Below are 21,983 nucleotides of genomic sequence, written 5' to 3'. Positions count from 1 at the left end.
GGGTCTTCAGCCCAGCGCGTGATCGACCCTCACCCGAACCCCACCCAGCTCATCGCGATCCAACCGCGCACTGACCTTGTACACTTCGGCAAACAGCTGCGCATCCAGCACCTGCGCCGGCGAGCCAAAGCCGTACAAACGCCCGTTCTGCAGCACCGCCAGGTGGTCGGCGTAGCGAGCCGCGAGGTTAATGTCGTGCAGCACCACCACCGCCACGGCCTGATGTTCACGCACTTGTTGACGCACGCATTCCATGACCTTGAGCTGGTAGTTCAGGTCAAGGGCGCTGGTGGGTTCGTCCAGCAGCATCACCTGCGGGCGGCGCAGCACCAGTTGCGCCAGGCTGACCAACTGCCTCTGGCCACCGGACAGGCGGCTGAGGTAGGCGTCCGCCAGCGCGGCGATACCCAGGCGGGTCAGTACGTTGCGAGCCTGTTCCAGCATGGCCGCCGAAGTGCCGCCGTCGCCCCGGGCGCGAAGGGCGGCCAGCAAGCATTCGAGGACGCTGAGGTCCAGATTGGGCGGCAGCGTCTGCGGCATGTAGGTCACGTGGCGGGCTCGCTCGGCGATGCTCATGTGGGCCAGGTCGGCGTCACCCACCTGCACCTGGCCGGCAAAGCGCTCCAACCCGGCCACCGCCCGCAGCAGCGTGGATTTGCCGGCGCCGTTGGGGCCGATCAGCGCAGTCACACTGCCCGGTGGCAGGGCGGGCAGGCTCACTCCGTGCAGAATGCGCTTGCGCCCATAGGCCACCTCGATGCCCGAGATCAACAACGAAGGGCTCATACTGCACCCCCTTTCTTGAACACCAGCGCGACAAAGAACGGCACCCCCACCAGAGCAGTGACAATGCCTACCGGCACGATCATGCCGGGGATGATCAGCTTGCTGGCAATGGACGACAACGACAGCAGCAAGGCCCCTACCAATGCACTGGCGGGCAGCAGAAAGCGCTGATCCTCACCCACCAGCAGCCGCGCCACATGGGGCCCGACCAGACCGATGAAGCCGATGGTGCCGACAAACGCCACCGCCACCGCGCTTAGCAGGCTGATGCGTAGCAGGGCGATAAAGCGCAGCCGCTTGACGTCCACGCCGAAGCTCTGCGCCCGGTCCTGGCCCATGCGCAGCAGGGTCAGGCGCGGGGCAGCCGCCAAGGAGAAGGGCATGACCACGGCGATCACGGCAGCGAGCACCCCCAGCTTGCTCCAGTCGGCGCGGGTGACGCTGCCCAGGGTCCAGAAAATAAGCTGTTGCAGGATGTCTTCAGTGGCCATCATTTGCAGCAGTGCCACCAGCGCGTTGCAACTGAACACCAGCGCGATGCCGAACAGCACCAGGCTTTGCACCCCGGCGCCGCGCAGGCGCGACATGGCCTGCAGGAGAAACACCGAACCTGCCGCGAAGACAAAGGCCGCCAGGGAAATACTGGCGTTGTTCGACAGCCAGCTCAGGCCCAGAGGAAACATGATCACCAGTGAAGCGCCCAATGCGGCTGCCGAGGACACCCCCAGCGTGAAGGGGCTGGCCAGCGGATTGTCGAGAATGGCCTGCATCTCGGCGCCGGCCAGGGCCAGCGCGCAGCCCACCAGCACTGCCATCAAGGCGTAGGGCAGGCGTACGTTCCAGATAATCACGCGGTCCATGGCGTCCAGCTGGCCAGGATGCAGCACGCCATGCAGCAGCGCGCCCAGGCCCATGCCCGACGGGCCGCTGGCCAGGTCCACCAGCACCGAGCAGAGCAAGGCCACCGCCAGCACCGCAATCAGCCACACGCGGCGTCGCATGCGCTGACGGTGGGCCAGGCCGAAGCAGGAGTCCTGGTCAGCGTCCAGGTTGACGGTCAGGGGCGCGTTCACTTGGCTTTGTCGACCCAATACTGGCCCTGCAGAGGGACTTTGAGGAATTGTTGATTGATTTCGCTCTGGGTCTGCGCCGGATCGAGGCTGGCCAGGGCTTGCGGGTTGACCCACTTGGCCAGGGCTTCGATGGCGAGGATGTCGAACGGCGAGTTGTAGAAGTCATGCCACAGGCCATGCACGTGACCGTCGTGAACGGCGCGCAGGCCGGCGAACTCTGGACGCTGCAGGACCTTGTCCAGCGACGCCTGAGCGGTCTTTTCGTCCACGCCGGCGCCCAGCACCAGCCCGGGGGCATGGTTACCGGTGACCACATACAGGTCAGGGTCGGCCTTCAGCGCGTATTCGACGCTGATGTCGCCGAGCGCACCCGGGATCACGCCGGCGGCGATGTTGCGGCCACCCACCAGGTGAATGATTTCGCCCATGCCGCTCTGGCCGGTGGTGTGGCCCGGTGCCTGCCAGACGCCGGCCAGCAGTTCGAGGAAGACTGTCGGGCGCTGGGCATCGGCAGGGTTGCCGACCACGTCCGTGATGCGCTTGAGGTGCTCATCATAGAAGTCAAGATACGCCTTGGCTTCCTTCTCGCGGCCCAGGGCCTGGCCCATGGCGGTCAGGCTGGCGTGGGTGCCGGCCACCGGGTGGATGCGAAAGTCGACGAACAGCACCGCGACACCGGCCTGGATCAGGGCATCGGCCACCGGGCTGTGTTCGGTCGGGCCGTGGCCCGAGACGCTGAAGATCGCCAGGTCAGGCTTGAGGGACAAAACCTTTTCCGCGCTGACGCTTTGTTCGGATGCTTCGCCGATCAACGGAATGTTCACGATTTTGGGAAAGCGCGCCTGATAGGCTGCGAACCCTGCGGGGTCGAGTTTGTGCAGATCGTTCTGCCAGCCGACGATGCGGCCGAAAGGATCATCGCGGTCGAGCAAGGCCACGGCGCCGATCAGGCGGCTTTCGCCGAGGATGATGCGCTGTACGTGATCCGGTACCTGGACCTTGCGGCCCAGGGCGTCGGTGACTGCCTGCGCCTGGGCGCCTTGAATGAAGGCCAGGGTCAAGAGAAAGGCTGCGGCCAGACGCTGCAGGTTGAACAATCGCGACATCGTGAGTCTCCGGGGGGGCAGGCACAAGCCAATACTGGCGAGATGACATTTCCAGATTGGAATCGATATTATTTCGATTCGGCAGTCTAATGACTGACCCCGCGCCACAAGATGTCGCTTTGTAATAAAGTGGGCGCCAACGGGCTCTCAACACATTCCATTACATTTGTATTGGCAGGACTTCTTCATCTTTATGCTCAAGGCTAATCACCTGCTGGTCGTCGACGACGACCCGGACATCCGTCAACTGCTCACCGACTACCTGCGCGCCGAAGGCTACGAGGTGAGCACCGCTGCGGATGGCCGGGAAATGCGCCGGCGCCTTGAATTGAATGTCATTGATCTGGTGGTGCTGGACATCCTCATGCCCGGCGAAGACGGCCTGATCCTGTGCCGTGACCTGCGCGCGCGCAGCCACACGCCGGTGATCATGATCTCGGCTCGCGGGACGTTGATCGACCGTATCGTGGGCCTTGAAATCGGCGCCGATGACTACCTGCCCAAGCCGTTCGATCCGCGGGAGTTGCTGGTGCGGATCAAGGTGGTCTTGCGCCGGGTGCAGAGCTTTCCCGACCGCGCCCGGGTGGACGAGGTGGCGTTGCTGGACTTCGCCGGCTGGCGCCTGGACACCCGCGCGCGCCATGTGCTGTCACCGCAGGGGGTGGTGGTGTCACTGGGCAATTCGGATTTTCGCTTGCTGCGCCTGCTGCTTCAGCACCCGAATCGACCGCTGAGCCGCGAGTTTCTGCTCAACCACGTGTTCGACAAGGACAGCACACCGTTCAACCGCTCGATCGACGTGTGCGTCAGCCGTTTGCGCCAGCAGTTGTCGGCGGGGTTGATCAAGACGGTGCGCAACCAGGGGTATATGTTGCAGGCCGACGTACACCCCGCTACGTAGGCGCTACTACCGCCGCCCACGCGTCGCAGACCCGTTCGGTGTTCTCGGCCGTGAGCCCGGCGATGCAGATGCGCCCGGTGCGCAGCGCATAGATCCCGTGCTGCTCGCGCAACGCATCCACCTGTTCCGGGCTCAGCCCGGTGTAGCCGAACATCCCTTGTTGATGCAGCAGGTTGGAAAAGTCGCGCTGGGGCATGCGTGTGGTCAGACCTTCGAACAGCCCGCGGCGCAGGTCGATGATGCGCCCGCGCATGGCCGCCAGTTCCGTACGCCACAGCGCGGCGCGAGCCGGGTCACCGAGGACGCTCTTGACCAGCAGCGAACCGAACAGCGGCGGGCTGGAATAATTGCGCCGAACCGCGCGCTTGAGCTGACCCATGAGGGTCGTCGCCTGCTCCTTGCGCACCACCACGCTCAAGGCACCGACCCGTTCGGCATACAGGGAAAAGGTCTTGGAAAACGAGTTGGCCAGCAAGAACTCCAGGCCGCGACGGGCGCACTCGCGCACCAGCCAGGCGTCTTCATCCAGCCCCAGGCCCAGGCCTTGGTAGGCCATGTCCATGAACACCACCGCATTCCTTGTCTGCAACGCATCCAGCAGACCGTGCCATTGCGCTTGGCTGGGCTGCACGCCGGTAGGGTTGTGGCAGCAGGGGTGCAGAACGACGATGCTGCTCGCCGGCAAGGCCTCGAAGGCCGCCAGCGCGGCAGGGTAATCGAAGCCTTGAGTAGCCGCGGCGTAATACGGGTAGCGCCGCACGCTGAAACCCGCGCCTTCGAAAATGCCGTAGTGATTGTCCCAGGTCGGGTCCGAGACCCAGACCGTCGCCTGGGGATAGGCACCCTGGAGGAAGTCTGCGCCGACCTTGAGCGCACCGGAGCCACCCACGGTCTGCACCGTGACCACGCTGAAGGTCTGAGTATCGACGCTGTCGGCAAACACCAGCTGGCCGACGCAGCGGCGATACTCGGCATCGCCCTCCATGGGCAGATAGCTGCGTGAGGGCGCAGCCTCCAACACTGAGTGCTGGGCCTGCGCGACGCTCTCCAGCAACGGCACCTGACCGTGTTCGTCGTAATAGATGCCGACGCTGAGGTTGACCTTCTGCGGCCGGGGGTCGGCAATGAAGGCTTGCAGCAGGTCCAGGATGGGGTCGCCAGGGACAGGTTCCAGGTGTTCGAACATGGGCAGGGGGCTCACAGAGGGATGTTTTCCGAGGGCGTACCTTACCTAATTCACACCCCCTGAAACAGTCACCGCACTCAGTACTTCCAGGTCAAGGTCGCGCTGACGTTGCGCGGTGCGCCATAGCTGCCGGCGGTCTGGCTGTACAGTGACAGCAGGTATTTACGGTCGGTAATGTTGTCGAAGTTCAGCGAGGCGTTCCAGTGACTGTCGATGTCGTAGCTGGCCATCAGGTCCACCAGCGCGTAGGCGTTCTGGCGCACATCGCCGAGATTGTCGGCCTGGGTTGCGCTCTGCCAGCTGACGCGGGTGCCGATGCGAGCCTTGGGCAGGCCGGGCAGGCGATAGGTGGCCATGCCGTGGAAGCTGTGGGTCGGTACGTATTCACGGGACTTGTCGCCGTCCTCGTTATCGATCCGCACATACGTGTAGCCGCCCAGCAACTCCAGACCCGGCAAGGCTTCACCCGAGGCCTGCAACTCGACGCCATGGCTCTTGTAGTCCTGGGTGCCGTACAGGTACTGACTGCCCGAAATCACGTAGTTGGCAGTGTCGGCGGCGTTATCCTGCTCGGCCTTGAACACCGCCGCGGTCAGGTCCAGCTTGCGGTCCATCAAGCTGCCCTTGACCCCGGCTTCCAGGCTCTTGCCTTCCAGCGGGTCCAGTGGCTTGCCGTCAAAACCGACGTAGGCGTATTGCGGGCTGAAGATTTTCGTCCAGCTGGTGTAGACGGTCCATTGATCATTGATGTCGTAGACCAGCCCGGTATAAGGCGTGACTTTGCCATGCTCGCGCTGATAGTGGTCCGAACCGTAGTTGTCACCCGAGCCATCAAGGCTCATCAGGCGTGCCCCGGCAATCCAGTGCAGGTCGTCGGTCAGGCTGAAGCGTCCGGCGGCGAAAAGGCTTTTCTGGGTATCGGTGAAGTTCTGCCCGTCGATTGACGGGTCGCTGTACTGAAACGAGGGTTCAGGGGTGGTCCCGGCCAATAGCCCCGCAAAGGAGGTCGTGTAGTAACCGACATCCGTGGGCATGGCGTCGGTTTCCCTCGCCGTCTGATGGGTCCGGCCATAGGCCGCACCGACGGTCAGTTCGTGGTCGCGACCCAACAGGCTGAACGGCCCCGTGACCTTGGCTTCACCGAGCATTTCATGGGTTCTGCTGCTGGTATGGGCGGCAAACACCGACGCATCGTCAGCGTCCACAGAGCCCACGTAGGCCATGTTGGTATCCTGGTACTCGGTGATCCCGGTGGCCGTCACCGTGGCGTTCCAGCCGCCGCCGAAGTCATGCTTGAGCTCGGCGAAGGCACGTTGGGTGTGCACGTCCCAGTAGGTCCAGTCCTGGCCAATGTTGGCGCTGCGGCCGCTGTAGTGCACCGGCACGTTGTTGGCGTCCACCAAGGGCAGGTTGCCCCAGCTGCTGCCATTGGAGTCGCTGTCATGCTGGGAAAAACCCACGGTCAGGGTGTCGGCAGCGGACAGGTCAAAGGCCAGCAGGCCAGCGGCTACGGTGCGTTCATGGCTGTAGCGGTCCATCCATGAGTCGCCCTTCTCGTGGGCATAGATGAAGCGACCGCGCACGTTGCCGCTGGGGGTCAGCGGGCCGGAGACGTCGACGTCTTCACGGCGGCTGTCAAAAGAACCCGCCGTCACACTCACCTGTGCCTGGAAGTTGTCGGTGGGGCGTTTGCGTACAAAGTTGACCGTGGCCGAGGGGTTGCCGGTGCCGCTCATCAAGCCGTTGGCGCCGTGCAGCACGTCCAGCTGCTCAAACTCGGCCATGTCCTGATCCCCCACCAGGAGTGTCTGGGCGAAGGGCATGCCCATGCCGTCAAACTCGAAACTGGTGATATCGAAACCCCGCGAGGTGAACTCGGTGCGGTCGGTTTCGCTTTGCTCCACGGTCACCGACGGCGCCGAACGCAAGGCGTCCTTGATCCCGGTGATCTTGAAATCATCCATTTCGGCGCGGGTGATGGTGGTGATGGCCTGTGGCGTCTGTTGGTTGGTGAGGCCCATCTTGGTGGTACTGGTAGCAGGTTTGCCTTGATAACCCTGACTCTGGGTGTCATCCCGGGTGTTGGTGTCCTCGATCTGGGTGGCGGGGAGGGAGATGACATCGTCAGCGTGGGCGGCCGGTATGGCGTTGCAGAGACCGGCCAGGATCAGGCTGGCGGAGAGGCGGGCATTCAAGATCGCGTTTCCAAATGTAAAAGATGGGAACGTGATTCTGCTGACAATGCGAATCGTTAGCAATATGATTTAACAAATTTTTGACGGCGCGTTGACACCCTTGAGCGTCATCACCGCAGTTTCCCCCCGTAAGGCCGAGCTTGCTCGGGAAATGTGTACCCGAGCAAGCTCGGCCTTACAGGGGAAACTCAGGTCTTTATGACTTGCTATACGCCATGTAATCGTTCTGCTGCACGATATGGTCCGCCACGTACTTCGCGTCGTGCCACACGCCGTAAATGAACGACGACGCGCGGTTCACCAAGTTGGGCAGGCCGAGGAAATACACGCCACTTTCGGCAGCGATGCCGCGTTTATGGAACGGGTTGCCCTGCTCGTCGAAGGCATCGACCTTCAACCAGCTGAAGTCGAACTTGAAGCCCGTTGCCCAGAGGATGGTGGTGATGCCGGCTTCGGCCAGGTCCAGCTTCAGGATCGGGTGGGTCAGGCATTCCGGGTCGGGCAGCAGTTCCCAGGCCTCGGGCTCCGGCGGGAACGGCAGGCCATTGCGCTCGATGTACGCATCGGCATCGCGCAGCACGTCGAAGTAGGCCTTGTCACCCTCGGCGACGTTGGTGGCCAGGCCCGGCGCGAAGGTCAACGTGCCGTCAGCGAACGACTCGGTCAGGCCCACCAGATTGATCCCGGCATGGGCCAGGCGGCGGAAGTCCACGGTGCGGCCGCCGTCATATCCACTCACGGCAAAGGCCACGTGTTGTTTCTTTGGCTTGATCTTGACCTCATCCCACAGGCCCAGGGCACCCAGCCACCAGCAGTAGTCGCGGCCACGGTAGGCGCGGGGAGGGCGGTAATGTTCGCCCACCGACAGGTACACGGTCTTGCCGGCCTTGCGCAGTTCTTCGGCGATCTGCGAGCCGGAAGCACCCGCGCCCACCACCAGCACCGCACCTTCAGGCAACTGGCCGGGGTTCTTGTAGGTGGAAGAATGCAATTGGTGCAGGCCGGCCGTTTCCGGCACCAGCGCGGGCATGGACGGGCGCTGGAACGGACCGGTGGCGGCGATCACGTTGGCCGCCTCGATCACGCCTTCGGAGGTGGTCACCTTGAAGCCCGGGCGGCCGACGTGGCGTTCGGCGCTCAGCACTTCGACACCGGTACGGATGGGTGCCTTGATCATCGCGGCGTAATCTTCGAAGTAAGCGGCCATGCGCTCCTTCGGCGGGAAGGCCTCGGGGGAAATATTGTCGAATTTGAGGCTGGGGAAACGGTCGTGCCAGGCCGGGCCGTTGGCCACCAGCGAATCCCAGCGTTCCGAGCGCCAGCGTTCGGCAATGCGGCTGCGCTCCAGCACGATGTGCGGCACCCCCATGAGGGAAAGGTGCTCGCTCATGGCGACACCCGCCTGGCCAGCGCCGACCACCAAGGTGTTGATTTTTTCGACTGACATTTGAGTTTCCTAAAAATAATCGACCCGGAGCGGTTCGCCGATCTCGTGCAGGCTGCATTTATCGACAGGTTCAGTGTGCGGGAGGGGCCGTGATAGCGAAATTCCGCTTTTTGAACGCAGAGCTTAGGAAAAACCAAAGCCCCGTTTGACGGGGCATCGGCTCAGTAACCGCGGGCCGGATCGATCAGGTTGTGCAGCGGCTCGCCGCGCTTCAGGCGCTGAATGTTGGCCGCCACCTGCTCGGCGGCGGAGGCAGCAATCGCCACCGACGCCATGTGCGGGGTGATCAGCACATTGTCCAGGGCCCACAGCGGATCCCCCGGTGGCAGCGGCTCGCGGTCGAACACATCGAGGGTGGCCTCGGCGATCTGCCCGCTGGACAGCGCCGCAGTCAGGGCCGTCTGGTCGACCACGGCGCCCCGGGACACGTTGATGAAGCAACTGCCGACGGGCAACCGCGCCAGCCGTTCGGCGTTCAGCAGGCCACGGGTCGCAGGCGTCAAGGGCAGCATCACCACGAGGATGTCGCTGCTGGCGAGAAAATCGTCCAACTGCTCCAGGCCGTTGACGCAGCGCACGCCGTCCAATTGCTTGGCCGAACGTGACCAGCCGCGCACATCGAAGCCCTGTCGCACCAGTTCGGCGGCGGCGTATGCGCCCAGCTCACCGAGGCCGAGTACGCCGACCCGAATACTGGCCGGCACGCGCGGGTGCAGGTAATGCCAGCGCCCTTCACGCTGAGCGCGTTCGAAGGCGGGAATGTCCCGGGCGTAGCGCAGCACGGCAAACAGCACGTAGCTGGCCATCATGCGGCCCATGTCCGGGTCGGAAATTCGTGTGATGGGGATCGACGGCAAGTCGTCACGGGCCACCAGCGAGTCCACGCCGGCCCCCAGGTTCACCAGCAGTTTGAGGTTCGGGTACTGGGCGAAGTAGCCGGGGGCCGGCTTCCAGGTCAGGGCGTAATGCACGCTGGCCGGATCGGTCACCGCTTCATCGCGGCAGATCTGCACGCCCGGCAGTCGCGGCGCCAGCAGCGCCTGCCACTCTTCAAAGCTGTCGGACTGGCTGTTGAATACCAGGGTCGAGGTCATGGTCAGGCTTCCAACAGTTCGGCCACGGCGGTCAGCGCCAGGCGATAGCCCATGGCTCCCAGGCCTGCGATCACGCCGGTGGCCGCCTTGGACACATAGGAATGATGGCGGAAGCTTTCGCGCTTCCAGATATTGCTCATGTGCGCCTCGATGATCGGGCCGTCGAAGGCCAGCAAGGCATCGAGGATCGGGATCGAGCTGTAGGTCAGGCCGGCCGCATTGATGATGATCGCGTCGGCGTCCAGGCGGGCCTCCTGAATCCAGTCCACCAGCACGCCTTCGTGGTTGCTCTGGCGAAAGTCCAGGCTCAGGCCCAGTTGCGTGGCGTGGCCTTCGCAGCGCGCCTGGATGCTGGCAAAGCTCTCGCTGCCATAGGTGCCGCTCTTGTCCAGGCCGTAGAGGTTGGCGTTGGGCCCATTGAGGAAAAATACGCGGGGCATGTGCTGACTCCTGAGTTTCAAGCGACTGTTTGTCAAGCGACCGGGCGGGTCGCGAGCATGGCGGGGTGCTGGTCGAATTCGGCGAACCAGGCGGCGGTGGCCGGGTGGCGGTCACGCCAGTTCAAGTGGGCAAAGCGAAAGTCCAGGTAGCCAAGGCCGCAGCCAATGGCGATCAGGCCGATGTCATCGGGCACCCGGCTCCAGTGCGCGGCCTGGGTTTCGATGTCGGCCAGCGCGGCGCGGACCTTGACCAGTTGGCCGTCGATCCAGCCGTCCCATTGCTTGTCGACCGGGCGCGCGGTGCTCTCGTAGCGGGCCAGCAGAGCAGCGTCCACCAGGCCGTCGCCCAGCGCCAGGCGGGTCAGGCTTTGCCAGCGCGGCGTGCCGGCAGCGGGAAACAACGTGCCCCCGGCGTAGTCGTTGAGGTATTCGCAAATCACCCGGCTGTCGAACAACGCCAGGCCGTCGGCGGTTTGCAGGGCCGGGACCTTGGCCAGCGGGCTGAAGCGGGCGATGCGTTCGTCGCGCTGGATCGGGTGGGCCGCCGAGTCGAGTTTCTCGATCTGCTCGGCCAGGCCCAGGCAATGGGCAGTGACCATGACCTTGCGCACGAAGGCGGAAGTCGAGGCGAAATACAGTTTGAACATGCCGGTTCTCCGCTCAGGCGCCAAGGGTCAACAGCACTTTTCCAATATTGGCGTTGGCTTCAAGCATGCGATGGGCCTCGGCCGCCTGCTGCAACGGCAGCTGTGCGTAGATCACCGGGCTGACGTCGCCGCTGGCCAGCCAAGGCAACAGGCGCTCGCGGATGCACGCGGCCAGACGGGACTTTTCCTCGAGACTCTTGGGTCGCAGGGTCGAGGAGCTCAGGCTCAGGCCTTTGCGCATGAGGGTCTGCAGGTCCAGCTCGATCTTCGCGCCTTGCAGGAACGACAGGCTCACATGCCGTCCGCCCATGGCCATGGCCTGGAGGTTGCGGGCCACGTAAGGGCCGCCGACGTTGTCGAGGACCACGTCCACGCCGCGCCCTTCGGTGCAGGCGTGAACCACCTGGACAAAGTCCTCCTGATAGCGGTCCACGGCCCGCAGGATGCCCATGGCCTGAAGCATCGCCACTTTGTGCGCCCCTCCGGCGGTGGCGATCACCTGGGCACCCGCCGCCTGGGCGCATTGCACCGCGAAACTGCCGACACCGCTGGCAGCGCCATGGATCAGCACGCTGTCGCCGGCGTGCAGGCGGCCCAGTTCAAACAGGTTGTGCCACACGGTGAAGGCCGCTTCCGGCACCCCGCCCGCGCTTTGCAGCGACAGGCCGACGGGAACCGGCAGGCAGTGGGCGGCGATGGCCACACAGTACTCGGCGTAGCCGCCGCCGTTGAGCAGGGCCATGACCCGGTCACCGAGGGCAAAGCCTTCGACCCCGGCACCGAGGGCGACCACGGTGCCGGCCGCTTCCAGACCGAGCACGTCGGTGCTGCCGGGGGGGATGGGCATGCCGCTGCGCTGCATCAGGTCCGGGCGGTTGACCCCGGCGGCTGCGACGCGGATCAGCACTTCGCCGGCCTGTGGGGTGGGCACCGAGCGCTGGACCCATTGCAGCACATCCGGGCCGCCCGGTTCGCGGGCGATCACGGCATTCATGGTAGCGGGAAGCGAGTTGATGGCAGTCACAGTAAGGTTCCGGTTCAAGAAGAAGGTGGCGTGACGGCGGCAAAGGCGCAGACCCCGTCGGTCGCGAAAGACAGGCCGGCAGCGGTGCCGACAGGCCAGCGGAGCAGGGCGTCGAGCCCCGGCTGGCGGGTGAAGATACGGGTGTTGCCCAGTGCCGAGACATCCAGATGAATGTCCATGTGGTCACCTTGAAACACGTGGGCCACCACCGTGGCGCTGAGCAGGGCGTTGGGACCCAGCGGCCCCAGGCGGATGTGCTCCGGCCGCACAAAGATATCCAGGCGTTCGCCGACCTGGGCATGCACGCGCTCGCTGGGCACCCGCAGGGCGCTGGCGCCGACATCGAGCGTGGCGCGCGAGTCTCGGCGCAAATACCGCCCGGGGAGAATGTTGACATCGCCGACAAAGCCGGCGACGAAGGCATCCTGGGGGTGGCGATAGAGCGCGTCGGGTGTACCGACCTGGCGCACACGGCCGGCCCTCATCACCACCACGCGGTCGCTCAGGCCGAGGGCTTCGCTCTGGTCATGGGTGACCAGCAACGTGGTCATCCCCAACTTGCGTTGCAGGTCCTTGAGCTCGATCTGCAGCGCCAGGCGCAGGGGCTTGTCCAGGGCCGCAAATGGCTCGTCCAGCAAGAGCACCTTGGGCCGGGTCACCAGTACCCGGGCGAGGGCTACCCGCTGTTGCTGGCCGCGCGACAGCGCCCGTGGCTTGCAGTCGCCGTAGCCGTCGAGCTTGACCAGGGCCAGCGTCTGTTCCACCCGCTGGGCGATCTCGGCCTTGGACACCCCACGCAGTTGCAGTCCGTTTGCGACGTTTTTGGCCACTGTCAGGTGCGCCAGCAGTGCGTAGTTCTGGCTGACAAGGCCAATGTCCCGTTGTGCGGGTGGGGTATCGGTGACGCGCACGCCGTCGATGAACAGCTCGCCAGCATCGGCCTCTGCAAGGCCTGCCAGCAGATTGAGCAAGGTGCTCTTGCCGCACCCGGAAGGGCCCAGCAGGGTGACGAACTCACCCTCGAAGATGTGCAGCGACACCCCGTGCAGGGCTGTCGCGCCGCCCAGGCGCTTGGACACGCGGTCCAGTTGCACGGCCACCCGAGTGGCTGCAGCCGGCGTGACGGCATGGGCCTTGGCAGCGAGCACGTCAGGCTGGATCGGGACTATGGCCATCGGTGCGCTCCGTTGTCGTGGGGCGCTCAGGCCGGTTTCCAGTCATCCGGAATCACCGCGATGACGTCGATTTCCATCAGCCATTCCGGCTGCCCCAGCCCGGAAATCACCAGCCCGGTGGAGATCGGGAACACGCCCTTGAGCCATTTGCCCACCACTTGATAGACCGGTTCGCGGTAGCGCGGGTCGATGATGTAGGTGGTGGTCTTGACGATGTGGGACAGGTCGGAGCCAGCTTCTTCCAGCAGTTGCTTGACGTTCTTCATCGCCTGTTCGGTCTGCGCGCGCGGGTCGCCGAGGCCGATCAGGTTGCCGTCGAAATCAGTGCCTATCTGGCCCCGGACATAGACGGTGTTGCCGGCGCGCACGGCCTGGCAGAGGTCATTGTCCAGCGACTGGTTGGGGTAGGTTTCCTTGGTGTTGAACATGCGAATGCGGGTGTGGGTAGGCATGCCGTGAGGACTCCATGGGGGGGACGGGCGGTGAGCACCGCAATGGCATGAGCTTTACATCGCGCCTGCGCAGGCGAAACCAGCATTTGCGCAGGGTAGTGCTTAGGAAAAACCGAAGCCCCCGGCTGCCTGCGCTTCGTCGTCGCAGGTAAGCTGCGCGGCATGAACCGTGCAACACTCCTGGTGGCGGTCTGTTCAACCGGCCAGCGCAGGTTTCTGTGCTGGCTCATAAAGAAGATGTGGAGACGAGATGCTCAGTCGTATTACTCAGCGCCAACTGGAATATTTTGTCGCTTCCGGCGAGGCAGGCAGCATCAGTGCGGCATCTGAAAGGATTCATGTGTCATCGCCATCGATTTCGGCGGCTATCACCCACATGGAAACCGAACTGGGCATCCAGTTGTTCATCCGTCACCACGCCCAGGGGATATCCCTGACGGCGGTGGGGCGCCAGGTCCTGCAAGAGGCGAAGTTGATCCTCGACCAGATGAACAACCTCTACACCATCGCCTCCGAATCCCTCAATACCGTGCGAGGCCCCTTGCGGGTCGGCTGCCTGGAATCGCTGGCACCGATGATCACCCCCGAACTGGTGTTCGGCTTCGGCCGGGCCTTTCCGGGCGTACGTATCAGCCAGATCGAATGCAACCACGAGGAGCTGCTGGAGAAACTGCGCAGTGCCGAGATCGACATCGCCCTGACCTACGACCTGGCCAGCAGCGACGACATCGATTTCCAGCCTCTGGCCAACCTGCCGCCCTACGTGGTGGTGGGCGAGCATCACCCGCTGGCAAGCATGCCGGCGGTGACCATCGATGACCTCGAGGGCCACCCCATGGTGTTGCTGGACACACCCTGGAGCCGCGAATATTTCCTCAGCCTGTTCAGGCACGCCGCCTCGCCGCCCAATGTGGTGATGCGTTCCAGCAACCTTGAGACCGTGCGCGCCATGGTCGGCAACAGCATCGGCTACAGCATCGCCAACGCCAGGCCAAAGGCGACCCTGTCCCAGGACGGCAAGCGCCTGATCCGCATTCGCCTGGCCGGCGATGTGCGGCCGATGAAGCTCGGCTACGCCACGGCCACCAACGCGCAGCTGTCGCGGGTGGTGGGCGCCTTTACCGAGCGCTGTCGCATGTTCGTCTCCGACCAGTACATCCCCGGCATGGCCGCCCCCAGCTTCTTCGATCCCCATGCGGTCCGGCCGCTGTCCAGCGCCACCTGAAAGCGCACACCCACCGAGGGCGCTCGCCCTCGGCTCTGCTTCGGATTTGCTCGCCCCAATCGTGAACCATAAACGAATTTATGCCGTTGCCAGGGCGGGGCATCCTGTTCTCGACACGATGCATGGACCGTGTCGCCTGCATCGCGGGTACGCCTTGAAGCACCAACAAGGTGCTCGGTGGCGATTTCGGGGCGCAAGGAGCACCACTACAGGGCGCAGCAAAAGGAGCCATACCCCTGCATAGGTTCTGCCTACTCAATAGGCCAGTTATTACGAATTGACCGCGAGGGCCCCTCGCCACGAATCTCGCTACCACGGTGTACGCCGTCAGCGGATTGTCCGGGCGGCATCCGGTTGCACCTTCTGATTCACTTGTAGAGCGCGGCGACGATGACATTCAACTGGAATTACATGTTTGGGCTGGTGGCCGATGCCGAGTTCTGGCGGGCGACCTGGACCGTAGTCAAGCTGAGCTTCCTGACCTGGATCATCAGTATCGCCCTGGGCTTCTTTCTGGCGCTGGCCAAGCAGTCCAAGCGTCGATTGTTCAACCTGCCGGCGCGGGCTTACATCTGGCTGTTTCGCAGCCTGCCGTTGCTGGTGCTGTTGATCTTCATCTACAACGTGCCCCAGGCCTGGCCGGCCAGCACTGTGGTGTTGTCCGATCCCTTCTGGGCCGGGCTGATGGCCATGGTCCTCAGCGAAACGGCCTACGTCGCCGAGATCCATCGCGGCGGCCTGCTCTCCATCCACAAGGGCCAGACCGAAGCGGCGCGGGCCCTGGGCCTGGCGTTCTTCGGCACGCAGTGGCGGGTGATCATTCCCCAGGCCCTGCGCGTGGCGCTGCCGTCCCTGGCCAACGAATACATTTCCATCGTCAAACTGACCTCGCTGGTCTCGGTGATCTCCCTGACCGAAGTGCTGATGGTCGGCCAGCGCCTGTACTCGGAGAACTTCCTGGTCATGGAAACCATGGCGGCGGTGGCCTTCTATTACGTGTTCATCGTCACCGTGATCGACTTCCTGTTGAAGCGCCTGGAGCGGTTCCTCGACGTCAACCTGCGCAATGTCTCTCGGGTGCCGGACGCCGAAGTGCTGGCCCTGGCCACCCAACAACGCCCGGTGCTGGCCCGCGCGGCGGCCACCGGCAACGAAGTCCCGGCGCTGCAGGCCACCCGCCTGCACAAGGCCTTCAACGATGTGGAAGTGCTGGGCGCGGTCAGCCTGGCGATCCAGCCCGGCGAAGTGGTCTCGGTGATCGGCCCGTCCGGCTCTGGCAAGACCACGCTGATCCGCCTGCTCAATGGCCTGGAGCAGATCGACAACGGCGACATCAAGATCAACGGCCAGCCCTTCATCCACCTGGAAAAGCAGGGCGCGCAGAAACCTCGTTTCATCGAAAACCCGGCCTACCGCCTGAACATCGGCATGGTCTTCCAGAGCTTCAATCTGTTCCCGCACCTGACCGTGCTCGACAACCTGCTGATGGCCCCCCGTTACCACAAGCTCGGCCCGGTCGAGGAATTGAAACAGCAGGCCTACGCCTTGCTGCACAAGGTCGGCATGCTCGACCACACCTGGAAGTACCCGCATCAACTGTCTGGCGGCCAGCAGCAACGGGTGGCCATCGCTCGCGCACTGATGATGCGCCCGCAGATCATGCTGTTCGACGAGCCGACCTCGGCGCTGGACCCGGAAAAAGTCAACGAAGTGCTGCAGGTCATCGAGGCTCTGGCCCAGGACGGCATCACCATGGTCATCGTCACCCACGAAATGAACTTCGCGTTCAAGCTCTCCGATCGCATTGTGTTCATGGAGAAAGGCCGGGTGGTCTGCGATGACAAACCCCAGGTGCTGCGCAGCGGCCACAACCCACGGGTCGAAGCCTTCCTCAAGGATGTGCAGCTGGCTTGAGCGAACACGCGTCAAGATTGAAGTCTCACCCGACAAGAGAGAGGACAGGGCAATGATCGAGCAACGGCAAGTCGAGCAGTTTCAGAAGGACGGTTTTCTGGTGGTCGAAGACGTGCTGTCGGCCGATGAAGTGGCGGCGCTGCAGCATGATTTTGACCAATGGGTAGAAGAAAGCCGCCGCCACGATGCCGGCTGGGGCGAGACCATCGACGGCCGTGCTCGCTTTGACCTCGAAGGTGACCATCGCCCCGATCACCCGTCGCTGCGTCGGGTCAGCTCGCCCACCGAGATTTCCCCCGTTTACCTGCGTGTAGCGTTGCAGTCGCGCATGGCGACCATCTCTGCGCAGTTGGTGGGCAGCGCCGGTGCGCGCTTTCACCACAGCAAGATCAACTCCAAGCTGCCCCACACCGCCACCCAGGTGAAGTGGCACCAGGACTTTCCGTTCACGCCCCACAGCAACGATGACCTGGTCACGGCCTTGCTGATGATCAGTGAAGTGACCCCGGAAAACGGCCCGTTGCAGGTCATCCCCGGCAGCCACAAGGGCACCCTGTGGTCCCACTGGCACAACCAGAAATTCACCGGATCGGTGGCCGACGAGGTGGTCGAGGCGCTGTGCCAGGCCCCGGTCGCTTGCTTCGGCCCACCCGGCTCGGTCTGCTTCATGCACACTCGTTTGCTCCATGCTTCAAGCCCTAACGAGACCGAACTGCCGCGCACCCTGTTCATCAGCGTCTATGCCGCTGAAGACGCGCTGCCCATCGGCGACAACCCATTGCCCAGCGAGCACGCCGGCCTGATGGTGGCCGGCGAGGAAAGCGGTCTGGTGCGCATCACGGCCAACCAGCTGCGCTTGCCGCAGAAGCCCCGTGGCGCCTCTTTCTTCGTGCAACAGGCCGGTCAAGACACTTCTGCCGCTTAACCTCACTCATCCTTGCAGGGAATTACCATGACAGTACTGAACAAGCTTGCTCGCCCGTTTGCCCTGAGCCTGATGGGCGTTGCCGTGGCCATGACCTCACTGGCCGCGTCGGCTGATTTCCTCAAAGACGGCAAGATCGTGGTCGGGTCCGACGTGACCTTCTTTCCCTACGAATACATGAAAGATAACAAGCCGATGGGTTTCGACATCGAGTACATGGACGGCCTGGCCAAGATCATGGGCCGCACCGTCGACACCCAGGACACGCGCTTTCCCAACCTGATCACCGGCCTGACTGGCGGGCGCTTCGACGTCACCAACTCGTCGATGTACATCACCGCCGAGCGGGTCAAGGTCATCGACATGATCCCTTACCTGAAAAGCGGCGAGTCGATCCTGGCCCTCAAGGGTGCTCCCTTCCAGCCGAAGAAGCCTGAAGACTTCTGCGGGCACAAGCTGGGCTCCATGGGCGCCACCTCGTGGCTGGCACAGATGCACAAGGTCTCCGACGAGTGCGTCAAAAATGGCATGAAGCCCATCGCGATCAGCGAATACAGCACCGACCCGCAGACCACCCAGGCCCTGTTGGCCCACGCCGTGGAAGCGCAGATCACCGACGCCGCCGTGGCCAATGGTGTGATCGAGAAGCTGGGTGACCGCGTGGTGATCTCTTCCGACACATTGATCTACCCTGTCCTCAACGGGTTCGGCGTGAAAAAAGGCAATGATGCGGTCAAGACCGCCCTGGAAGACGGCATGAAGAAATACGCCGCCACCCCGGAATACGCTGCCTTGCTGAAGAAATACAGCTTCGTGGCCCCGACTGCCGACGACATCGCGACCTTGATGCCAAAATAACGTTCACCCCTGTCACCTGCACCGCACGCCCGTGCGGTGCAGGTCTTTCGGAGAAACTGACCCATGGCGTTATCCCTTGAAGAACAGGCCCGTATCGATCTGGCGGCGACCTTTCGCATCATTGCCCACGAAGGCATGCACGAAGCGGTGGCCAACCACTTCAGCGCCGCTGTATCGGCCGATGGCAAGAAATTTCTGATCAACCCGAAGTGGAAGCACTTCTCGCGCATCCGCGCCAGCGACCTGCTGCTGCTGGACGCCGATGATCCGAGCTGCGCCAGCCACCCGCAGGTGGACTCCACCGCCTGGTCGATCCATGGCCAGATGCACCAGCACCTGCCTCACGCCAAGTGCGTGCTGCACCTGCACCCGGTCTACACCACGGCCATTGCCTGCATGGCCAAGCCCCACGTACCGGCCATCGACCAGAACACCGCGCGCTACTTCAACCGCATTGCGGTGGATGAGGTGTACGGCGGCATGGCCGACACCGAAGAGGAGGGCGCGCGCCTGGTCGGGCTGCTGGATGGCAAGAGCCGACTGCTGATGGGCAACCACGGGGTCATGGTGGTGGGTGCCACCATCGGTGAAGCCTTCGACGACATCTGGACACTGGAAAGGGCCTGTCAGATCCTCGTCACCGCCTGGTCCACCGGCCAGCCGCTGCGAGTGTTGTCCGACGAAGTGGCGGAGAGGACCGCCCGTGGCTGGGAAGGGATTGCCGATTTCTCCCAGCAGCACTTCGAAGAAATGAAGCAGATGATGATCGACGCCGACCCTTCGGTACTGGACTGAGCCTGCCGTGCCAGCCCCTCCCTGGGGCTGGCTCGATCACCTGAACAGAATCCCGCCATCCACGTCGCGGATGTCGGTCTTGCCGCAGAAGGCCATGGACAGGTCAAGCTCGTTGCGGATGATCTCCAGCGCCGTGGCCACTCCCGGCTGGCCCATGGCACCCAGGCCATACATCATCGCCCGACCGATGTACGTGCCGCGCGCACCCAGCGCCATCGCCTTCAATACGTCCTGCCCTGAACGAATGCCGCCATCCAGATGCACTTCGGTGTGGCGGCCCACCGCCTCGACGATGGCCGGCAGCGCCGCGATGGAGGAGGGTGCGCCATCCAATTGTCGACCGCCGTGGTTGGACACGACGATGGCATCGGCGCCGGCCTGCACCGCCAGGCGCGCATCCTCGGGGTCGAGGATGCCCTTGACGATCAGCTTGCCGCCCCAGCGCGCCTTGATCCACTCGACGTCCTGCCAGGACAGGCGCGGGTCGAACTGTTCACGGGTCCAGTCCACCAGTGACGCGATGTTATCCACGCCCTTGGCGTGTCCGACAATGTTGCCGAACTGGCGGTTGCGCGTACGCAGCATGTTCAGGCACCACCGCGGTTTGCTGGCCATGTTGACGAGGTTGCGCAAGGTCGGGCTCGGCGGGATCGACAGGCCGTTCTTTTTGTCCTTGTGGCGCTGGCCGAAGACCTGCAGGTCCATGGTCACAACCAAGGCCGAGCAGCGGGCCTGACGGGCTCGTTCGATCAGGTCCTCCATGAAGCTACGGTCGCGGGTGACGTAAAGCTGGAACCAGAACGGGTGCCGCGTGGCCTCGACCACCGCTTCGATGGAGCAGATGCTCATGGTCGACAAGGTGAACGGAATGCCGAAGGCCTTGGCCGCCCGGGCGGCGAGGATCTCGCCGTCGGCATGCTGCATGCCGGTCAGCCCCGTGGGCGCAATGGCCACTGGCATGCTCACGGTCTGGCCGAGCATTTGCGTGGCGGTGCTGCGCAGGGTGATGTCCCGGGCCACGCGCTGACGAAAGCGAATGCGCTGAAAGTCCGCCTCGTTGGCGCGGTAGGTGGACTCGGTCCACGAGCCGCCGTCGACATAGTCGTAGAACATTCGCGGGACGCGCTGGCGGGCCAGCAGGCGCAGGTCTTCGATGCAGGTGATTTCGGCCATGGGGCGACTCTGGACAGGGCATCGCTCAAGCTTTGCATTCAGGACACATCGGCGAAACCAGCATTTGCCTAGGGGGTGGTTAGGCAAACCTGAAGCGTCAGCATCCGCTGTAGGGAACGCCGTAAATCCGACGGTTTTTTCAACCATGTTGAATTAATGACATGGGGCTGTCGTTTTTCGTGCGTATCACGGGATCCATATTCGATAGCGAAACCGAATAAGCCAAAAAAATGCCATAAAACTAAATGTGAAAATTTTGAAAAAATAATGTGCCAGCACATTGACGATTCGTCATCGGACAACTAGAAATGTGTCTACCTCGCCACATCTAGCGACAATCGCGCTTGCACAGGACGCAAATCAATGAACAAGGCTCACCGGGTGATCTGGAGCAGCGTGCGCTGCGCATTTGTGGTCACGGACGAACATGGCAAGACGCGCGGCAAACCTTCTTCCACCCGCAAAGCCTTGGCCACGGCCATTGCCCTGGGGCTCGGCAGCCTGGTGGGGGTGCCTTATGCCCTCGCCGATGGCATTGTCCTGGACCACACCAGCACCCCGGGCAATGTAGTCAACCCCGGGCCGCTGCTGGCCACCAACGGCATCACCATCAACAGTTCCACGGTGGGCGGCTCGGTGCTGAACCCGGGCAACATCGTCAGTGATCTCGATGCAATCACCGCCACCAACAGCGTGATCGCCGGCGACATCAAGCTGCAAGGCAGCACCTCCGGCGGCGCCGATGCCCTCAGCCTGTCGGGCACCACCGTCGGCGGCTCGATCAACAACACCGGCACCCTGTGGGGTCAGACCAACGGTATCCATCTGGACACCAGCGTGCTCGGCGGCGACATCACCAACAGCAATCAGTTGCTCGAAGGCGCCACGGCGATCAACGTCACCGACAGCAGCGTGGGTTCGATCATCAACACCGGCAAACTCAACGGCCTGGGAGTAGGCTCTACCGGCGTGCTGGTACAGGGCTCGACCCTGCGCGGCAACCTCGACAACGAGAACGTCATCACTGCGTTCTATGGCCTGCACGTCACCGATGGCTCGACCATTGACGGTTCGATCATCAACAAGGGCAACATCGTCGGCCAGTGGTATGCCGTGGCGGTGGACGGCAGCCATGTGGTCGGTGACGTCGACTTGTCAGGCAGTGCGTCCGGCGGCGCCGATGCGGTGACCCTGACCAACAGCACGATTGATGGCGCGGTGAACAACACCGGCACGGTCTGGGGGCGTGATGTCGGGGTACTGGTGTCCGCAACGCAGATCGCTGGCAACGTGAGCAACAGCAACCTCATCCAGGGCGGTGACGTAGGGCTCCAGGTACAGGGCAGCACCTTGGGCAGCCTGGTCAACAGCGGCAGTATTTCCGGCGCCACCGGCATCAGCCTGGTCAACGCTGCCGGCCAGACGGGCTCAAGCGGCCAGACCACCCTGAACGGCGACTTGGCCAACCTCGGTTCTGGCGTGATCAGCGCCACCGGCACCGGGGTTTCGGCCGACGGCGTGCTGATCAAAGGCAGCCTGATCAACAATGGGCTGATCAGCAGTACTC

General features: G+C 63.5%; 20 protein-coding genes. 7 read left to right on the top strand and 13 right to left on the bottom strand.

Translation table 11 applies throughout. The annotated features are described in order from the left end of the window. Window positions 1-6: 6 nt before the first annotated feature. The 3 genes from HB675_RS21115 to HB675_RS21105 form a co-directional block, all read right to left on the bottom strand. On the bottom strand, window positions 7-786 hold the full coding sequence (locus HB675_RS21115; protein ID WP_213881083.1) for an ABC transporter ATP-binding protein: 780 nt from the start codon (window positions 784-786) through the stop codon (window positions 7-9). Next, window positions 783-1,787 carry an iron ABC transporter permease gene (locus tag HB675_RS21110; protein ID WP_213881172.1) on the bottom strand — a complete coding sequence of 335 codons (1,005 nt, stop codon included), beginning with the start codon at window positions 1,785-1,787 and terminating at the stop codon, window positions 783-785. The genes HB675_RS21115 and HB675_RS21110 overlap by 4 nt, the downstream gene beginning before the upstream one ends. Before the next feature lie 68 nt (window positions 1,788-1,855). After that, entirely contained in the window at window positions 1,856-2,965 is a 1,110-nt protein-coding gene (locus HB675_RS21105; RefSeq protein WP_213881082.1) for an ABC transporter substrate-binding protein, read from the bottom strand. Window positions 2,966-3,158: 193 nt separating this feature from the next. Between HB675_RS21105 and HB675_RS21100 the strand changes: the two genes are divergently transcribed. Beyond that, window positions 3,159-3,866: a response regulator transcription factor gene (locus HB675_RS21100; RefSeq protein ID WP_213881081.1), complete on the top strand. Its 708-nt coding sequence runs from the start codon at window positions 3,159-3,161 to the stop codon at window positions 3,864-3,866. Here the strand turns inward: HB675_RS21100 and HB675_RS21095 are convergent. The 9 genes from HB675_RS21095 to HB675_RS21055 form a co-directional block, all read right to left on the bottom strand. After that, on the bottom strand, window positions 3,859-5,052 hold the full coding sequence (locus tag HB675_RS21095; RefSeq protein WP_213881080.1) for an amino acid aminotransferase: 1,194 nt from the start codon (window positions 5,050-5,052) through the stop codon (window positions 3,859-3,861). The two genes, HB675_RS21100 and HB675_RS21095, sit on opposite strands and share 8 nt — an antisense overlap. Window positions 5,053-5,129: 77 nt before the next feature. After that, complete coding sequence (locus tag HB675_RS21090; protein ID WP_218626623.1) at window positions 5,130-7,247, bottom strand: TonB-dependent siderophore receptor; 2,118 nt, start codon at window positions 7,245-7,247, stop codon at window positions 5,130-5,132. Window positions 7,248-7,443: 196 nt separating this feature from the next. After that, entirely contained in the window at window positions 7,444-8,694 is a 1,251-nt protein-coding gene (locus HB675_RS21085) for an NAD(P)/FAD-dependent oxidoreductase (RefSeq protein ID WP_213881079.1), read from the bottom strand. 161 nt (window positions 8,695-8,855) lie between these two features. Next, window positions 8,856-9,788 (bottom strand): glyoxylate/hydroxypyruvate reductase A, encoded by a 933-nt coding sequence (locus HB675_RS21080; RefSeq protein WP_213881078.1) that lies wholly within the window; start codon window positions 9,786-9,788, stop codon window positions 8,856-8,858. A gap of 2 nt (window positions 9,789-9,790) precedes the next feature. Beyond that, window positions 9,791-10,228, bottom strand: coding sequence for a type II 3-dehydroquinate dehydratase (locus tag HB675_RS21075; protein ID WP_213881077.1), 438 nt, complete (start codon window positions 10,226-10,228; stop codon window positions 9,791-9,793). A gap of 32 nt (window positions 10,229-10,260) precedes the next feature. Next, window positions 10,261-10,875: a glutathione S-transferase family protein gene (locus tag HB675_RS21070; protein ID WP_213881076.1), complete on the bottom strand. Its 615-nt coding sequence runs from the start codon at window positions 10,873-10,875 to the stop codon at window positions 10,261-10,263. Window positions 10,876-10,888: 13 nt separating this feature from the next. Then, a complete protein-coding gene (locus HB675_RS21065; RefSeq protein ID WP_345945786.1) occupies window positions 10,889-11,899 on the bottom strand; it encodes an NAD(P)H-quinone oxidoreductase in 1,011 nt (336 codons plus the stop codon). A 14-nt stretch (window positions 11,900-11,913) separates the two neighbouring features. Continuing rightward, the gene (locus HB675_RS21060) at window positions 11,914-13,074 is read right to left on the bottom strand and encodes an ABC transporter ATP-binding protein (protein ID WP_213881075.1); all 1,161 of its coding nucleotides are present in this window, start codon (window positions 13,072-13,074) and stop codon (window positions 11,914-11,916) included. 26 nt (window positions 13,075-13,100) lie between these two features. After that, window positions 13,101-13,526 (bottom strand): RidA family protein, encoded by a 426-nt coding sequence (locus HB675_RS21055; protein WP_213881074.1) that lies wholly within the window; start codon window positions 13,524-13,526, stop codon window positions 13,101-13,103. Between the two features lie 250 nt (window positions 13,527-13,776). Here HB675_RS21055 and HB675_RS21050 point away from each other — a divergent pair, with 250 nt between their 5' ends. The 5 genes from HB675_RS21050 (at window position 13,777) to HB675_RS21030 (ending at window position 19,243) form a co-directional block, all read left to right on the top strand. Next, window positions 13,777-14,751: a LysR family transcriptional regulator gene (locus HB675_RS21050; RefSeq protein ID WP_213881073.1), complete on the top strand. Its 975-nt coding sequence runs from the start codon at window positions 13,777-13,779 to the stop codon at window positions 14,749-14,751. 390 nt (window positions 14,752-15,141) lie between these two features. Continuing rightward, window positions 15,142-16,665, top strand: a complete 1,524-nt coding sequence (locus HB675_RS21045; RefSeq protein ID WP_213881072.1) for an amino acid ABC transporter permease/ATP-binding protein — start codon at window positions 15,142-15,144, stop codon at window positions 16,663-16,665. A 52-nt stretch (window positions 16,666-16,717) separates the two neighbouring features. Further along, on the top strand, window positions 16,718-17,590 hold the full coding sequence (locus HB675_RS21040; RefSeq protein WP_213881071.1) for a phytanoyl-CoA dioxygenase family protein: 873 nt from the start codon (window positions 16,718-16,720) through the stop codon (window positions 17,588-17,590). 27 nt (window positions 17,591-17,617) lie between these two features. After that, window positions 17,618-18,448 (top strand): ABC transporter substrate-binding protein, encoded by an 831-nt coding sequence (locus tag HB675_RS21035; RefSeq protein ID WP_256737635.1) that lies wholly within the window; start codon window positions 17,618-17,620, stop codon window positions 18,446-18,448. 63 nt (window positions 18,449-18,511) lie between these two features. Continuing rightward, complete coding sequence (locus HB675_RS21030) at window positions 18,512-19,243, top strand: class II aldolase and adducin N-terminal domain-containing protein (RefSeq protein WP_213881070.1); 732 nt, start codon at window positions 18,512-18,514, stop codon at window positions 19,241-19,243. 36 nt (window positions 19,244-19,279) lie between these two features. Here the strand turns inward: HB675_RS21030 and HB675_RS21025 are convergent, their stop codons facing one another. Then, a complete protein-coding gene (locus tag HB675_RS21025; RefSeq protein ID WP_213881069.1) occupies window positions 19,280-20,416 on the bottom strand; it encodes an alpha-hydroxy acid oxidase in 1,137 nt (378 codons plus the stop codon). A gap of 363 nt (window positions 20,417-20,779) precedes the next feature. Here HB675_RS21025 and HB675_RS21020 point away from each other — a divergent pair. Next, the coding region (locus HB675_RS21020; protein WP_213881067.1) for an ESPR domain-containing protein at window positions 20,780-21,983 on the top strand (1,204 nt) is incomplete at its 3' end.

The organism is Pseudomonas sp. dw_358, assembly GCF_018449655.1.
In the GTDB taxonomy this organism is placed as follows: Bacteria; Pseudomonadota; Gammaproteobacteria; order Pseudomonadales; family Pseudomonadaceae; genus Aquipseudomonas.
Note: the sequence above shows the minus strand (reverse complement) of the source record. Positions and strands in the feature narration are given on the sequence as shown.

Excerpts from the sequence above, each read along its gene's own strand:
- HB675_RS21045 (WP_213881072.1), top strand. The coding sequence starts at position 15,142 with ATGACATTCAACTGGAATTACATGTTTGGGCTGGTGGCCGATGCCGAG.
- HB675_RS21080 (WP_213881078.1), bottom strand. The coding sequence starts at position 9,788 with ATGACCTCGACCCTGGTATTCAACAGCCAGTCCGACAGCTTTGAAGAG.
- HB675_RS21030 (WP_213881070.1), top strand. The coding sequence starts at position 18,512 with ATGGCGTTATCCCTTGAAGAACAGGCCCGTATCGATCTGGCGGCGACC.
- HB675_RS21095 (WP_213881080.1), bottom strand. The coding sequence starts at position 5,052 with ATGTTCGAACACCTGGAACCTGTCCCTGGCGACCCCATCCTGGACCTG.
- HB675_RS21115 (WP_213881083.1), bottom strand. The coding sequence starts at position 786 with ATGAGCCCTTCGTTGTTGATCTCGGGCATCGAGGTGGCCTATGGGCGC.
- HB675_RS21035 (WP_256737635.1), top strand. The coding sequence starts at position 17,618 with ATGACAGTACTGAACAAGCTTGCTCGCCCGTTTGCCCTGAGCCTGATG.
- HB675_RS21110 (WP_213881172.1), bottom strand. The coding sequence starts at position 1,787 with ATGCGACGCCGCGTGTGGCTGATTGCGGTGCTGGCGGTGGCCTTGCTC.
- HB675_RS21070 (WP_213881076.1), bottom strand. The coding sequence starts at position 10,875 with ATGTTCAAACTGTATTTCGCCTCGACTTCCGCCTTCGTGCGCAAGGTC.
- HB675_RS21025 (WP_213881069.1), bottom strand. The coding sequence starts at position 20,416 with ATGGCCGAAATCACCTGCATCGAAGACCTGCGCCTGCTGGCCCGCCAG.
- HB675_RS21085 (WP_213881079.1), bottom strand. The coding sequence starts at position 8,694 with ATGTCAGTCGAAAAAATCAACACCTTGGTGGTCGGCGCTGGCCAGGCG.
- HB675_RS21050 (WP_213881073.1), top strand. The coding sequence starts at position 13,777 with ATGCTCAGTCGTATTACTCAGCGCCAACTGGAATATTTTGTCGCTTCC.
- HB675_RS21060 (WP_213881075.1), bottom strand. The coding sequence starts at position 13,074 with ATGGCCATAGTCCCGATCCAGCCTGACGTGCTCGCTGCCAAGGCCCAT.
- HB675_RS21040 (WP_213881071.1), top strand. The coding sequence starts at position 16,718 with ATGATCGAGCAACGGCAAGTCGAGCAGTTTCAGAAGGACGGTTTTCTG.
- HB675_RS21100 (WP_213881081.1), top strand. The coding sequence starts at position 3,159 with ATGCTCAAGGCTAATCACCTGCTGGTCGTCGACGACGACCCGGACATC.
- HB675_RS21055 (WP_213881074.1), bottom strand. The coding sequence starts at position 13,526 with ATGCCTACCCACACCCGCATTCGCATGTTCAACACCAAGGAAACCTAC.
- HB675_RS21105 (WP_213881082.1), bottom strand. The coding sequence starts at position 2,965 with ATGTCGCGATTGTTCAACCTGCAGCGTCTGGCCGCAGCCTTTCTCTTG.
- HB675_RS21075 (WP_213881077.1), bottom strand. The coding sequence starts at position 10,228 with ATGCCCCGCGTATTTTTCCTCAATGGGCCCAACGCCAACCTCTACGGC.